12 protein-coding genes and 1 riboswitch are annotated in these 14214 nt (G+C 62.0%); of the genes, 1 reads left to right on the forward strand and 11 read right to left on the reverse strand.

All coding sequences use genetic code 11. From position 1 onward, the window contains the following. Window positions 1-2: 2 nt before the first annotated feature. The 5 genes from EBB79_RS05360 to EBB79_RS05380 form a co-directional block, all read right to left on the reverse strand. The gene (locus tag EBB79_RS05360; RefSeq protein ID WP_127747942.1) at window positions 3-632 is read right to left on the reverse strand and encodes a precorrin-8X methylmutase; all 630 of its coding nucleotides are present in this window, start codon (window positions 630-632) and stop codon (window positions 3-5) included. Window position 633: 1 nt separating this feature from the next. Then, window positions 634-1797: a precorrin-3B synthase gene (gene cobG, locus EBB79_RS05365; protein ID WP_127747943.1), complete on the reverse strand. Its 1164-nt coding sequence runs from the start codon at window positions 1795-1797 to the stop codon at window positions 634-636. Beyond that, complete coding sequence (cobN, locus tag EBB79_RS05370; protein ID WP_127747944.1) at window positions 1794-5039, reverse strand: cobaltochelatase subunit CobN; 3246 nt, start codon at window positions 5037-5039, stop codon at window positions 1794-1796. Before cobN ends, cobG begins: the two co-directional genes overlap by 4 nt. A gap of 116 nt (window positions 5040-5155) precedes the next feature. Further along, window positions 5156-6190, reverse strand: coding sequence for a cobalamin biosynthesis protein CobW (gene cobW, locus EBB79_RS05375; protein ID WP_127747945.1), 1035 nt, complete (start codon window positions 6188-6190; stop codon window positions 5156-5158). A 3-nt stretch (window positions 6191-6193) separates the two neighbouring features. Further along, complete coding sequence (locus EBB79_RS05380) at window positions 6194-6568, reverse strand: DUF1636 family protein (RefSeq protein WP_127747946.1); 375 nt, start codon at window positions 6566-6568, stop codon at window positions 6194-6196. Between the two features lie 96 nt (window positions 6569-6664). Further along, window positions 6665-6893: riboswitch (cobalamin riboswitch) on the reverse strand. Between the two features lie 51 nt (window positions 6894-6944). On the opposite strand from EBB79_RS05380, the gene cobO reads away from it, so the two are divergent. Continuing rightward, window positions 6945-7580, forward strand: coding sequence for a cob(I)yrinic acid a,c-diamide adenosyltransferase (gene cobO / locus EBB79_RS05385; protein ID WP_127747947.1), 636 nt, complete (start codon window positions 6945-6947; stop codon window positions 7578-7580). A 91-nt stretch (window positions 7581-7671) separates the two neighbouring features. Here the strand turns inward: cobO and glpD are convergent, their stop codons facing one another. The 6 genes from glpD to bfr form a co-directional block, all read right to left on the reverse strand. Further along, entirely contained in the window at window positions 7672-9240 is a 1569-nt protein-coding gene (glpD, locus tag EBB79_RS05390) for a glycerol-3-phosphate dehydrogenase (protein WP_127747948.1), read from the reverse strand. Next, the gene (locus EBB79_RS05395) at window positions 9233-10018 is read right to left on the reverse strand and encodes a DeoR/GlpR family DNA-binding transcription regulator (RefSeq protein WP_127747949.1); all 786 of its coding nucleotides are present in this window, start codon (window positions 10016-10018) and stop codon (window positions 9233-9235) included. The genes glpD and EBB79_RS05395 overlap by 8 nt, the downstream gene beginning before the upstream one ends. Before the next feature lie 119 nt (window positions 10019-10137). Next, a complete protein-coding gene (locus tag EBB79_RS05400) occupies window positions 10138-11217 on the reverse strand; it encodes a DUF1513 domain-containing protein (RefSeq protein WP_127747950.1) in 1080 nt (359 codons plus the stop codon). A gap of 1 nt (window position 11218) precedes the next feature. Continuing rightward, window positions 11219-12223: an imelysin family protein gene (locus EBB79_RS05405; protein ID WP_127747951.1), complete on the reverse strand. Its 1005-nt coding sequence runs from the start codon at window positions 12221-12223 to the stop codon at window positions 11219-11221. 3 nt (window positions 12224-12226) lie between these two features. Next, on the reverse strand, window positions 12227-13750 hold the full coding sequence (locus tag EBB79_RS05410; protein ID WP_127750889.1) for a di-heme oxidoreductase family protein: 1524 nt from the start codon (window positions 13748-13750) through the stop codon (window positions 12227-12229). After that, entirely contained in the window at window positions 13746-14204 is a 459-nt protein-coding gene (gene bfr / locus EBB79_RS05415; protein WP_127747952.1) for a bacterioferritin, read from the reverse strand. The genes EBB79_RS05410 and bfr overlap by 5 nt, the downstream gene beginning before the upstream one ends. Window positions 14205-14214: the final 10 nt, after the last annotated feature.

Here is a 14214-nt window from a genome sequence, read left to right on the forward strand (position 1 = left end):
GGTCACTCTTTCCAGCTGGCCAGCGCGTTGACAGCGGCCACGGTGATGGCGGATCCGCCCAAACGGCCCTGTACGATCATTGACGGCACCGGCAGGTCCTGCATCAGTGCGTCTTTGGATTCCATGGCGCCGACAAAGCCCACCGGGCAGCCGATGATGGCGGCGGGGCGGGGGCAGGTGGGGTCCTGCAGCATGTTCAGCAAGTGAAATAGCGCTGTGGGGGCGTTGCCGATGGCGACCACTGCGCCGTCCAGATTGGGGCGCCACAATTCAAGCGCAGCGGCTGAACGGGTGTTGCTCATCTCTTTGGCCATCTCGGGGACGCGTGCGTCGCGCAGGGTGCAGATGACCTCGTTGTTGGCGGCTAGGCGGGGGCGGGTGATACCCTCGGAGACCATATAGGCGTCACAGAGGATTGGCGCACCTGCCGCCAGTGCGGCACGGGCGGTCTTGGCCATGTCGGGGGAGAAGCGGATGTGCTGTTCCAGCCCGACCATGCCGGCGGCGTGGATCATCCGCACGGCGACGCTTTCCTCGTCTTTGGAAAAGCGGGCCAGGTCAGCCTCGGCGCGGATGGTGGCAAAGCTTTCTGCGTAGATGGCAGCGCCGTTGGTTTGGTAGGTATGGAGCATGTCAGCTGCCCTTTGTCAGAATGTCGGGAGCGGCACGCAAAGTGGTGGCGCTGAGGTTTGTGAGGGCGGGGCGATCCGAGGCTTTGCCGTTGCGGATAAGGTCGAAGGTATCAGTGGCGGTGGCGGTCAGGGTCTGCGCAGCCGCGTTGGGGCGGGCACATCCCTTGGTGCAGCCGGACACGTGCAAGGTGCTGTCCGCTGGCACATAGGGTGCAAGGTCACGGGCCAGTTGACGCGTGGGCGAGAGCGCCTGCAGGCAGCCGGGCGCTCCGGTGCAGGCACTCACTTGCAGGCGCGGATCCGTGGCGTCAAGGATCAAACCAGGCTGGGCGGGGATCTCTTCGGCGTGTTCAACCAGCAGCATCCGCCACGGAGTGAGGCGCAGCGGGCCGAGGTTGGCCAGCGCTGCAAAGTCGGTGGCCGCGATCTGGCCGAACTCCAGCCCGACCAGCCTGCCGGCGGCGACCTGTTCCAATCGCTGTTGTGGCGCGGGGGGAGCAAGGGCAGCGCTATGCGCCGAGGGCGGAGCGCGGCGCGCAATGAGCGGGTGCATCCTGCCGCGACCGTCTGGTGCGCCGCCATGGGTCAGGAACCAGCGGGCCAGGGTGAGGGCTTGCACGACCACGGTGTCCATCGTCACCTGAAGTCCGGTTTTGGCACCGTCGGCGACAAGGACAAGGCCGTCATTATTTCTTTCAATCCGAATATCGGCAGCGGTGTCGCGCAGGACAGGCGCGGGTCCGGTATCGACGGCAAATCCGAATTTGCCCGGTAAGGTCAGGTCTGTCGCCTTTACCAGCGCGTTGCTGAGGTGCCGGGCCAGAGTGTGGGTTTCGTCTCCAGCGCACCAGAACGGAGCGACCAGTACATTGCGGCGCGCCTCGGCTGCGGGGTCGGTGTCGGCCAGGCCAAGATCCTGAAGTGCGCTGATCAGCGTGGGGTGATGGTCTTTTGTCACACCACGCATTTGCAGATTGGCGCGGGCCGAGACCTCCAGAATGCCATTGCCATAGTACTGCGAGAGGGCAGCTACGCCGCGGGCCTGATCTTGCGACAAGCGGCCCAGTGGTGCGCGGATGCGGACCACCAGCCCGTCACCCGACATCATCGGGCGCAGCGCTCCGGGGCACCAGCCATAGACCTTTGGGGTGGCTATTTTGCTCATGCGGCGCCCTCGAGATCTGCGATGATCGAGTTGCGGCGTGTGACCCAGAGCCCGGCCAGCTGCAGGGCACGAAAGCGGTCGCGCATCGCCTGCAGCGCCTGTGGGTTTTCGGCCTGCATGAAGGCCACCAGATCTTCGCGGCCCAACGTGGCCTCATAATACAGATCAAACAGGTGGGGCGGTACCGCTTGGGCCAGGTGGGCAAAGGCGGCCATATGGTCGAGGGTGGCTGAGATCTCGGCACCACCGCGAAAGCCGTGCTGCATCATCGAGCTGGCCCAGTCCGGGTTGGCGGCGCGGGCCCGGGTAACCCGGGCGATTTCCTCGCCCAGAGACCGCGCCTGCGGGGTATCAGGCCGGGTCATATCCATGTGGTAGAGCGCCGGTCCAGGTTGGCCCAGCCGCGCCATTGCGGCGGCAAACCCGGCCTCGTGGGCGGCATAATCGGCGGCCATCAGCAGGTCGGTTTCGGGCAGATCCTGCAGGTGTACAAAGCTGTCGGCGTCTTGCAGGCGGTTTTCCAGCGCATCACGGGCCGGAGCGATATCGCCTTTGGCGTTGATGGCGTGGGACGAGGCATTGAGCCAGGCCTCGCCCGCGGCCTGACGGGCTGTGTCGGTATAGACATCAAGATGCGCGCCCATATTGAGCCCGTATTGACCCGGCTTGGGACCAAAGACCCGAGGCGTCTGGGTCAGGTAGGGATTATCGGTCAGGTCTTCTTCGCGCAGGGCCAGCGCGGCGGCAGCGGATTCAAACATTTGTGCCAGACCGGGAAAGACATCGCGGAACAGGCCGGACACCCGCAGAGTGACGTCGATGCGGGGGCGACCCAGCAGCGCCAGTGGAATCACTTCGAAGCCGGAGACGCGATCAGATCCGTCGTCCCATTTGGGGGCCAGACCGGCCAGATGCAGCGCCATGGCGAACTCTTCGCCCGCGGTGCGCATGGTGGCGCTGCCCCAAAGATCGATCACCAGACCTTTGGGCCAGTCGCCGTGGTCCTGAAGGTGGCGGCGCAACAGCTCTTCCGCCAGTTTGACCCCCTGCGCCTGCGCCGCGCGCGACGGCACCGCGCGGGGGTCGGTGGTAAAGAGGTTGCGCCCGGTGGGCAGCACATCCGAGCGACCCCGGTAGGGGGAGCCGGAGGGGCCGGGCGCGACCAGTTGGCCAGACAGCGCCGCCAGAAGACCACCCTGTTCTTGCGCCCCGCAGGTGCCAGTGCCAAAGATATGCAGGCCTTCGCCATATTGGCTTTCTTTGATGTCGCAGACAAAGCGGTCAATGCGGGTCAGGGCCTCGGCGGCAGAACTGTCCTCATCGAGGCCCAGATCGGCCTCGACCCCGGTGCCCTGGGCCTCAACCCGGATGTCGGCGATCAGGCGGTCGCGGCGCGCCGGGTCCAGGCCTTCGGCAGTGGAGTATTCATCAAGCAGGCTTTCAAGCCGGCCCATACCGTCGGGCAGCGTGGTTTGCGCCAGCGGCGGTGGCAGGTGACCCAGAGTGACGGCGCCGATGCGGCGCTTGGCCTGGGCGGCCTCGCCCGGGTCATTGACGATGAAAGGATAGGCTACGGGCAGCGCAGCGGTCAGTGCCTCAGGCCAGCACTCGGATGACAGGGCCACGGATTTGCCGGGCAGCCATTCCAGGGTGCCATGCGCGCCGATGTGGACCACTGCGTCGACCTGCTGTTGCAGCCAGAGGTAGAAGGCGACATAGGCGTGACGCGGGGTGCGATCCAGATCATGGTAGTCGACGCTGCGGGTAGAGACCTCGCCGCGCTCGGGTTGCAGGGCGATCAAGGCTTTACCGGCGCGCAGGGCACTAAACCGAAAGGCGCCGTGGCTGAAGTCGGGGTCACTGTCCGGATCTCCCCAGGCCAGCGTCAGATCCTCAAGCAGGGTTTGCGGCAGCCGGGTCAGGGCGGACCGGTAGTCATCCAGCGAGAACGAGAGCGTCTCAGCCATCAGGCGCAGGGCAAGGGGGCCGGGCTGCTCCAGGTCGTAGCCCTGCGCCGCCAGCGCAGTTAGAATCGTCTCAGCCGAGGCGAGCGCATCCAGCCCCACAGCATGGGCCAGTTGATGGGTCTTGCCGGGGTAAGTTGACAGCACCAGTGACAGGCGCTTGTCGGCGTTGTCCAGTGATACGAGGCGGTGCCAACCTACAACTCGGTCAACCACTGACTTAATCCGGCTGGGGTCCGGGTGATGGGCAAAACGCGCAAATTGCAACGCAGGGTCTTTGCGGCCCGGCGATTTGAAACTGACAACACCTGCAAAGACGCGGCCATCGACCTCGGGGAGGACTACATGCATGGCCAGATCAGCAGGCGAGAGACCTCGGGCGGCACTGGCCCAGTCCTTGCGCCGTGCAGTGGACAGGGCGACCTGAAATACCGGGCAGCCAGTTGTATTCAGCGGCGAGGCGCTGCCGTTGCTGTCGATGGCAGAGAAGGCGGTGGCGTTGATGACGGCTGCGGGGGTCAGCTGTGGCAGGGTATCGCGCAGCCAAGCGGCAGCAGCGGGCGCCTTTAGACTGGCGGCAAAGACACCGTAGGCGGCAAAACCCCGGCTGCGGAGTTCGGCTATCAACGCGTCCACGGGGCCAGTGTCGGCGGCGGTTAGGTACGAGCGGTAGAAGCTGACCATTACCAAGGGCTTGTCAGTGGCATCGATGGATGGAACCACGCCACGGGCCGGATCGTAGAACCCGAAGTCGGGCGTGACCTTAAGGCCGATGACCGGCCCGGCATAAAGCCCGGCGGCCAAAGACAGTTGCGCCAATGCGGCCTGTGCCGCCACCGCGCCGCCTGCGTCACATAGGGATTGCAACCGGCGCAGGGTGGATACGGGCAAGGTCGAGAGTTCGTCCAGACGCGGGTCGGGGCGGCCATCTGCGGGCAGGACGGCGAGGGCAATGCCCTTGCGCCGGGCCAGATCCTGCAGCGTGGCAAGCCCATAGGACCAATAGCTTTCGCCACCAATCAGGCGCACCAGAATACCTTTGACGCCGTCCAGTGTTTGATCGGCATAGACATCCACCGACAGCGGATGTTTCAGCGCCACCAGGTTGGCCAGCCGCAGCGAGGGCAGCTTGCCGTCGGCGCGGTGCCAGCCGGCCGCAAAGGCGCCGAGGTCGCTGTCGGAAAACGACAGCACCACCAGATCTGCCGGTGTCTGGGCCAGATCTTGTGGAGTCTCACTTTCTTCGAGACCGTGGCTTTCGCGGAAGACGACGTGCATTGTGGTTTCACTCTTAGTATTGAGAATGTTCTAGTCCGGCCGATAGGCCGGGCGCGTCTGACCTTCCCCACGGGAAGGCGCTTTGCACCTCCCCAAGGTCAGGCACGCCCTTTGTCTTATGCACCCAGCTCGGCACGGATGGCGGCGGCGTCAATGTTATCATGCTCGGCAATGACCACCAGTTGGGTGCGGCGGAGATCGCTGCCCCAGGGCTTGTCATATTGGGCGCGCAGACGCTCACCTACTGCTTGAATCAACATCCGCATCGGCTTTCCCTCTACCGCAACATAGCCTTTGACGCGCAGGATATTGCGGGTCCGGGCGAGTTTCACGATGGCATCTTGCAGCGCCTGCGGATCAGATACTTCGCCCATTTCGACCACTATGCTTTCAAAATCGTCATGTTCGTGGTCGTGGTGGCCGTCGTGGTGCGAGGGGCGGGCATCCAGATCATCCTCGGCGGCGGCGTTCAGCCCCAGCACGATGCGCGGATCAATGACGCCTTCGGTCATTGGCAGGATTGGCAGTTTGCGCGGGCTTTCTTTCTCGATCACGGCGCGCGCGGTGGCAACACCGGTTTCGCCGGCCAAATCAGCCTTGGACAGCAGAATGATATCGGCACATGAAATCTGATCCTCGAACACCTCGGACAGGGGGGTCTCGTGGTCGATGCTGTCATCCGCGTCGCGCTGGGCCTGGACCGCCTCCAGATTGGGGGCGAACTGACCGCTGGCCACGGCCTCGGCGTCAGCCAGGGCGATCACCCCGTCGACGGTAATGCGCGAGCGGATAGCGGGCCAGTCAAAGGCCTTGAGCAGCGGCTTGGGCAGCGCCAGACCAGAGGTTTCGATCAGGATATGCTCGGGCGGCTCGGGCAGGGCCATCAGCGCCTCGATTGTGGGAATGAAATCATCCGCCACCGTGCAGCAGATGCAGCCATTGGCCAGCTCGATGATGTTGTTCTCCGGGCAGTTTTCATCGGCGCAGGATTTCAGGATGTCGCCATCAACCCCCGCAGTGCCAAACTCATTGACCAGCACGCCCAGGCGTTTGCCTTGCGGATTTTGCATCAGGTGACGGATCAGCGTGGTCTTGCCCGCGCCCAGAAATCCGGTGACGACGGTGACCGGTATCTTATTGAGATCGCTCATGAGTTACTCCTGGGTAGGGCTGTCGACCGGCGGAATGCGGGCGATGGATTGTTTGCGAAAAATGACCGGGCGGGCGCGCCAAGGCACCAGCCCGTCGTCGGTGGCGGCGTAGGCCGCCGCACCGGCAAGGATGTCGTCGACATGTTCGTCGGGATTTAGATCGCCATAGACATAGGTCCAGCGCTTGTCACCACCGCTGAGTACCATGGAACAGCCACGGGTACAGGCGGACAGGCATTCGACACCGCGGACCTTGACGCCTTCGGGCAATCCGGTCTCGCGCAGTGCGGCAAGAAGAATTGATCCCGGACGCGTCGCCTCGGGGTCCACATCTGCACGGCGGCAGGTGGTACAAACGGTTAGTGTTACGTCACCCATAGGGGCCCGTCTCCTTGGCTTGGCAAAAAGGGTGGGGCCAGAAGAGGAGCCCGTCACGCAGGATCCCTCAACCGGTTGCGAAACACCCCGTTCGCCCGTTGACTTCGTGCGTTGGCAGGTCTCCCGGCTTGCGGAGTCAAAAGGCGGTTGGCCTTTTTACGGTGCTCTTGCCTTCCCGGCCATAGGCCAGTGGCATCAGAGACCTCTCCGGTCACGGTCGCGGGGGCGGCTGTGCTTGCACCTGGCAACCCCGGACGGATCACTGGCCACATCACATTCCCTCTTCGCCTGTCAAAAAACAGGAACCAACAAAACCCCCTTGCGTCATCGCCCATGTCCTTGTCAAGTCATAGCTGGAATCAGCAGGAGACACGCCGTGAGCGACACCCCGAAAAAAGACGCCCCCATCGATGATGAGGCCCGTCATGCGAGTAAAATGGCCAAGAAAAAAGCCGCCCGTGACAGGATGATGGCGACCAAAGATGGTGAGAAGGGCCTGATCATTATTCACACAGGACCGGGCAAGGGCAAATCCAGCTCGGGCTTTGGTATGATCATGCGTTGCATTGCCCATAAGATGCCGTCAGCGGTGGTGCAGTTCATCAAGGGCGGCTGGCAGACCGGCGAGCGGACGCTGATCGAAGAGAACTTCTCGGATCTGTGCCAGTTTTACGCGATGGGTGAAGGTTTTACCTGGGAGACTCAGGACAAGGCGCGCGATATCGCGGCGGCCAAGGCAGGCTGGGAAAAGGCCAAAGAGATGATCCGGGACGATCGCAATACCATGGTGTTGCTGGACGAGATCAACATTGCGCTGCGCTATGAATACCTGGATCTGGCTGAAGTTGTTGAATTTTTGCAGACCGAAAAACCACCGATGACCCATGTGGTGCTGACTGGGCGCAATGCCAAGGAAGAGCTGATCGAGATTGCCGATCTGGTGACCGAGATGGGGCAGATCAAGCATCCGTTCCGGGCTGGTATCAAGGCGCAGAAGGGCGTTGAATTTTAAAACGTTTTGTTCGGCCGATAGGCCGGGCGCGCCTGACCTTCCACCCGGGAAGGCGCTTTGCACCTCCCCAAGGTCAGGCGCGCCCTTGATTTTATGTCGCCACTTGGCTGGTGATGTAACCGTCCACCGCTGCACGTTGCTCCTCGGTCAGGCGCAGGCCCAGTTTAGTTCGCCGCCATAGATAATCCTCGCCCGAGCGGACCCATTCGCGGGCTATCGCCCAGTCCAGTTCACGCGCGGTAATGGTGGCGCCAAAATCCTGCCCCAGATCACTGGCAGACGTGGCATCACCCAGCACCGTCCAGGCCTCGGTGCCGTAGGCGCGTATCAGGCGTCGGGAGGCATAAGCGGTCAGGAAAGGATAGTCGGCGGCCAGTTTGTCTTGCAGTGTCTTCACATCCGCGACCGCGAAATCACCGCCGGGCAGGGCCACACCTGCGGTCCATTTGGGCTTCACACCGGGCAGCGCCTCGCCGATTTTGACCAGCGCGGCCTCGGCCAGTTTGCGGTAAGTGGTGATCTTGCCGCCAAAGATGTTCAGCAGCGGCGCGGCATCGTTGTCCAGTGATAGCACATATTCCCGCGTTGCCGCCGTGGCCGAGCTGGCCCCGTCATCATATAGTGGGCGCACGCCGGAATAGGTCCAGACGATCTGATCCCGCGTTACTGGCTTGGCGAAATATTCGGATGCAAATTTGACCAGATAGTCCTGTTCTTGTTCCGAACATTCAGGGGCGATGTCGGCATCGCTGTGATCCGCATCGGTGGTGCCGATCAGGGTGAAATCTTCCTCGTAGGGGATGGCGAAAATGATCCGCCCGTCGGTGCCTTGAAAGAAGTAGCAGCGGTCATGATCGTAGAGTTTGGGCACCACGATGTGACTGCCGCGCACCAGCCGCACGGTTTCGCGACTTTTGATTTTCAGCTGATTTTTCAGCAGCTCAGCCACCCAGGGCCCGCCTGCATTGACCAGCATCCGGGCGCGGCGGGTATGGGTCTTACCGCTGTCGCGATCTTGCAGTGTGATCACCCAGTGATCGGGTTGACGGTCGGTCGCGATCACCTTGGTGCGCGGCAGGATCGTGGCGCCACGGGCCTGCGCGTCGCGGGCGTTCAGCATCACCAGACGCGCGTCCTCGACCCAGCAATCCGAATACTCGAATGCGGTTTTGAATTTGTCGTTCAGCGGTTTGCCAGCCGCGTCTGTGGTCAGGTCCAGCTTGGCCGTGCCGGGCAGGATGCCGCGTTTGCCCAGAGTGTCATACATGAACAGGCCCAGACGAATCAGCCAGGCCGAGCGGCGGCCCTTCATCCATGGCATGATGCCGGACAGCAGCTTGGACGTCGGAGTGTCGTTGTCAAACCGCATATCGCTGTGGAATGGCAGTACAAAGCGCATTGGCCAGGAAATATGCGGCATCGCCTTCAGCAGCACTTCACGCTCGATCAGGGCCTCGCGGACCAGACGAAATTCAAAATACTCCAGATAGCGCAAGCCGCCATGGAACAGTTTGGTCGCAGCCGAAGAGGTGGCCGAGGCCAGATCGTTCATTTCAGCCAGGGTGACGGACATGCCGCGCCCGGCAGCGTCGCGGGCAATGCCGCAGCCGTTGATACCGCCGCCGATGATGAAGAGGTCTGTGATTGGGTGATCAGTCATTTTCGTTACTTTCGTTTTGACCGACAGTCAGGATGCGAGTGCCAGACAGGGTCGCGGCCTTGGCAAAGTCAGTTGGGACAGGCTGATCGGTGATCACCACGTCCAGATCGGCCACCGAACAGATGCGCACCGGGGCCGAAAGTTGGAATTTGCTGCTGTCGCAGACCAGAACCTTGGTGCGGGCATTCCGCAGGATGGCGCGGGCCACCGAAACCTCGCGGGCGTCGTGGTCCATCACGGCACCATCGGCGTCCAGGGCCGAGGCACCGATGATGGCAAAGTCCACCTTGTAGCGGGAGATGAACTCCACCGCGTCCTCGCCGACAATGGCGCCATCGCTTTGGCGCACTGTTCCGCCAACCAGGATCAGCTCTTTGGTCTGGCCGCCAATCATTGCGTTGATGATGTTTATGTTGTTCGACAGGACGGTGAGCCCCCGGTGACCGGCCAGGGCGCGGGCAACCTGTTCGGTTGAGGTGCCGATATTCAGCGAGATCGAGCAGTTTTCCGGGATCAGATCCGCCGCGATATCCGCCATTCCGCGTTTGCCAGTGGCGTTGATCTTGCGGCGGTCAGCGTAGACGCGATTGGCAGCCGAGCTGATACGGACAGCACCACCATGCACCCGCGACAGCGCGTTGCGCGCGCTTAGGTCGCGCAGGTCTGCCCGTATGGTTTGCAGGGAGACGTCAAACCGGGTGGCCAGGTCTTCGACCTCGACCCGGTCTTGGGTGTCCAGAAGTTTCAGAATTTCGGTGTGGCGGCTGTCAGCGTCCATGGGATGTCCCTTCACCGGCGTTCTAGTGGGTTATTTTCGTAATGTCACTAATTGTTTTCGAGTCACTTTCGAGTTGGCAATTTTAGCCGGTGGCGGTTTAACGGGACAGGCCAGTGATCTTAGATCAGGCGGATCAGGTGATTGTCCCAGCGCAGGTTGGCTTGGGCCAAAGGCGTCATCGTGGTTCTGGTCAGCGCGACAAGGCTGCCGGTGCCGCTGCTGGCAAGGAAGCCGCTCTTGTTGGTGGCCAACCCGCAGACGTCATTAAGATGGTGTTCTTGCAGTAAACCCCCAGAGGCCACGTTGAAGATTTGCACCACGCCGCCACGGGGCGAGGTGACGGCGATGGTCGTTCCGTCCGCCGAGAACTGAAGAGAGCCGCCATAGCCATTCAGATTGCGCAGGCGGGGGTCATCTTCGGCCAGCAGGCGCGGTGCAGAACCGGGTCTATGGACACCAACGATGGGCACGTCGGCGCCCGGCGCACCCTGCCATTGCATGGCAAAGCCAACTGTGCCGTCAGCCCGCATCGCCAGGTGGCGGATCGAGCTTTGGTGCAGGTCATCTGGTAGCTGGATTTGGTCATCGACGCTGCCGTCAAACCCCAGATAGGACAGGTTGGGCCGCATGGTGTCGAGGTTCAGCTTGTCGCGGCCCTTGTCGGGATGGGTCTGGATGCCGCCATTGGCAACGACCAGGCCGGGTGCATCCTGTCGCAGCAGCACCTCATGGGGCCCGATGCCGCCCGAGGCAAAGCTGGTGATGCGGCGGTAGCTGTCAGTGCTGTCCCAAACCCCGATCACCCCGCGGCTGGTGCCATATTCGTTTTCAGTGGTATACAGGCGGCTGCCGTCGGGACTAAAGCAACCGTGCCCGTAAAAATGATGCCCGGTGGGGGGCGTTAGCCGGGCCAGCCGTGTCCCGCTGCGACAGTCGATGACATCTGCAAAACGCCCCGGACGGCGGGCAAACCCAACCACTTCGGGGCGGATGGGATGGGCACTGGCGGCGTGGCCACGATCTGGCAACGGGCAGGAAAACAGCAGGTCTCCCTGCGCGGCCAGCCCGGCAAGGACATAGGCTCCGCCTGATTGTTTGGCAGCTGACAGATAGGTCGGGCAGCCCAAATCCGCCCAGCTGGCTTGCGGCGCCAGTCCGGTGGCCAGCAGGCCAGCGAGGAACTGTCTGCGAGACCCCATATCAGTCACCGTCCAGTGAATTGAAACCCGCATCAACCCCCAGTGACGGGCCCAGATCGGTTTCGGCAAGGCCGCGCAGCGCGTTGACCTGGTTTTGCAGGGCTTCAATCCGGAACCGGCTGCTGGGATCTGCGACACCGGCAAAGCTGGGATCGTCCAGACGGGCGGTGGCGCTAAGGGCCGTGGCGAACCCGGCCCGGAATGCTTCGGCCAGATCTGCGTTGTCGCCGGCCAAAGTCACGGCAAGCGGCTCTAGTGCTTGCAGGGACAGCCGAACATGGCGCAGGCTGCGGCCTGACCGGCGGGCTTCAGCGCGGTTGGGGCGGGGCTGGTCAAAGCTGCCCAGCGGGCGGCTCAGACGCATATCGGCAGTGACCTGAAAGCCCGTGGTCAGGGCTTTGAATAGTTCCTGTTTGATCTCGGCCTCGGATTGATAGCGGTCTGTGGGGCTGCGCATCTGCGCGGCGTAGGTGTCCTGCCAGTCGGACAGGATGGCGTCAGTGGTGCTGGCGATGTCCTGCGCGATGGCCCGTGTCAGGCGGCAGCGCGCTGCTGCTGTGCCGTGACTGCTCAACACCGAATCATAAAGCAGGAACTCCAACGCATAGAACCCGCGTGCCGCGATCGAGTAGCTGGCAAACTCTGAGGGCAGGTCCAGTGACGGTGCGGGCTTGGTGATGATCTGGGACAGTACCTTGGGGATCTTGCTGCGGCTGTCTGGCCAGAAGGCCAGTGCAAAGGCGCGGTTGTCGGTCTCGGTGGGGCCGAAACGAAGGTGGCTGACCGAGATCCAGGCATCAAAGGCAACCCCATAGGCGTCACGCAATTGGGCTGAACCGGGCTGGCAGTCGGTCTGCGCGACCTGCGACAATTGGTGGGCACTGCTGGCAAGGGTTGTCATGCCGGGCAGTATCTGCTGGTCCAGGATATCGTCCACCATATCTGCGCGGGCGCAGAGTGACGACAGGCTGAGGCCAACAGCAAGGGTGAGGACTGTGACGCGCATGATTTAGAGACTTTCCAGAAAGCGAATAAGGGCAGCGCGGTCTTCGGGGGCGAGTTGCACAACGGTGTCGCGTGCGACCTGTGCCTCGCCCCCATGCCAAAGCACCGCCTCGAGCAGGGTGCGGGCGCGGCCGTCGTGCAGAAAGCCGGCCTGCTCCGAAACCTGCTGAGTGAGGCCAACACCCCAAAGCGGCGGCGTGCGCCATTCACGCCCTGTGGCACGCCCCTCGGGGCGGTTGTCGGCCAGATCCTCACCCATGTCATGCAGCAACAGATCCGAGTAGGGCCAGATCAGCTGAAAACTGTGTTCGGGGCGGTCGGTCAGGCGGGCGGTAACAAATTTAGGTGTGTGGCAGCTGGTGCAGCCGGTGTCATAGAACACTTGTTTGCCGCGCAGAACCTGTGGATCGTCGCGATCACGCCGGGCAGGGACGCCGAGATTGCGGCTGTAGAAAGTCACCAGATCCATGTTGGGCTGGTCGATTTCGGTATCGCGGGCATCTTCGTCACCGTGGGGTGCCGCGCGGCAGTCTGTTTGCGCCTCGGTGCATTCGCCCCATGGGTCTGGAAACAGCGGGGTTGAAATGCCGATATCGCCGGAAAAAGCGCCGGCGGATTGCTGGTGCACCGTGGGTTGGCCCGATTTCAGGCCAAAGCGGCCCAGCATGACCTGATCATACTCAGCCGACCAGGTCAGATTGGGGCGCCCGGAAATGCCGTCACCATTGGCGTCGTCTTCATCGGCTTGGGCCAGAATGTCCTCAACAGGAATGGCCTCGAGTAAACCCAGGCCGATCATCGGCGGGGCCACTCTTGGCGACAACATGGCATCAGCATGCAATGGTCCATAGCCCAGGTTGAGAGCCTGATAGCTGGGCGCGCGCAGTGTCGCGACCTCGCCACCGGACAGGGAGACTTCGACATCCTTATAGGTGACCGAGAACTGATATTCCGGCGCCATGCCCGGTGGCGAGAAGTCCTGTAATTGGGTGCCGTAGTTGGGATCTGGAGCCATGCCGATGTAGTCGTGCACCGCAGCCATTTCAGCAGGTGTATCACCGGGAATGGAGATGCGCAGGAACATCGAGACGGCGCTGTCATCGGCGCCTTGCGGGATATGGCCGCGACCATCTTTGATGTGGCAGCGCTGGCAGGACCGGGCGTTATACAGCGGGCCTAAGCCATCAGAGGCAAGGGTGGAAGCCGGCGAAAAGACCCAGATTTTCTTGAACAACCCGTTGCCGAGTTTGAACTCCAGCTCTTGTTCAAAGCTGATATTGGCCGAGTGCTGGGAAAAGGCCTCGTCATCGATGCGGGCGCGTACAGTGGCGGCGCCTGCCTGATTTTGTTCGAATTGCTCTGCTGCATCAAATGAAACAGCCGGTGCAGTCACGGATGTGATCCGGGTCTGTTCGGTATCGGTGCGCGGAGTGATGTTGAGGTGGGGGTCACTCAATTGCAGGGCATTCAGGTCCAGTGCCTGAACGGGGGTGGTCGCTGCAAGGGCGGCAACCGTTGTTGCCTTAATCTGCGTCTTCCAATTTGGTCGCGTTGAGTTGAACAAAGTTTTCAGCACCAATTCTGTCGTGTAATTCAAGGTGTATTTCGAGGAAGTCGATATGACCCTCTTCGTCTTTCATCACGGTTTCGAACAATCCCATCGAGACATCATCACCAGCCTCTTTGCAGACATCGCGAGCTTCTTTGTTCAGCTCGCATTCGAGGCCTTCTTTTGGTGTTTGTCCGATCTTCAATGGGTCTAGCTTTTGGAGGTTTGGGTGACCTTCCAGAAATATGATCCTTTCAATCAGTTTGTCCGCGTGCTCCATCTCTTCGATGCTTTCTTCGCGGCTTCTCTTGGCCATGCTGCCCTGGCCCCAGTCGTCTCGCAGCCTGTAATGCAGCCAATACCGGCTTACGGCGGTCAGTTCATGGCGCAGTGCTTTGTTCAGATAGTCGAGTACCTTGGCGTCGCCCTTCATCATCACTCTC

The organism is Parasedimentitalea marina, from assembly GCF_004006175.1.
Taxonomy (GTDB): Bacteria; Pseudomonadota; Alphaproteobacteria; order Rhodobacterales; family Rhodobacteraceae; genus Parasedimentitalea; species Parasedimentitalea marina.

Excerpts from the sequence above, each read along its gene's own strand:
- EBB79_RS05360 (WP_127747942.1), bottom strand. The coding sequence starts at position 632 with ATGCTCCATACCTACCAAACCAACGGCGCTGCCATCTACGCAGAAAGC.
- cobG (WP_127747943.1), bottom strand. The coding sequence starts at position 1,797 with ATGAGCAAAATAGCCACCCCAAAGGTCTATGGCTGGTGCCCCGGAGCG.
- cobN (WP_127747944.1), bottom strand. The coding sequence starts at position 5,039 with ATGCACGTCGTCTTCCGCGAAAGCCACGGTCTCGAAGAAAGTGAGACT.
- cobW (WP_127747945.1), bottom strand. The coding sequence starts at position 6,190 with ATGAGCGATCTCAATAAGATACCGGTCACCGTCGTCACCGGATTTCTG.
- EBB79_RS05380 (WP_127747946.1), bottom strand. The coding sequence starts at position 6,568 with ATGGGTGACGTAACACTAACCGTTTGTACCACCTGCCGCCGTGCAGAT.
- glpD (WP_127747948.1), bottom strand. The coding sequence starts at position 9,240 with ATGACTGATCACCCAATCACAGACCTCTTCATCATCGGCGGCGGTATC.
- EBB79_RS05395 (WP_127747949.1), bottom strand. The coding sequence starts at position 10,018 with ATGGACGCTGACAGCCGCCACACCGAAATTCTGAAACTTCTGGACACC.
- EBB79_RS05400 (WP_127747950.1), bottom strand. The coding sequence starts at position 11,217 with ATGGGGTCTCGCAGACAGTTCCTCGCTGGCCTGCTGGCCACCGGACTG.
- EBB79_RS05405 (WP_127747951.1), bottom strand. The coding sequence starts at position 12,223 with ATGCGCGTCACAGTCCTCACCCTTGCTGTTGGCCTCAGCCTGTCGTCA.
- bfr (WP_127747952.1), bottom strand. The coding sequence starts at position 14,204 with ATGAAGGGCGACGCCAAGGTACTCGACTATCTGAACAAAGCACTGCGC.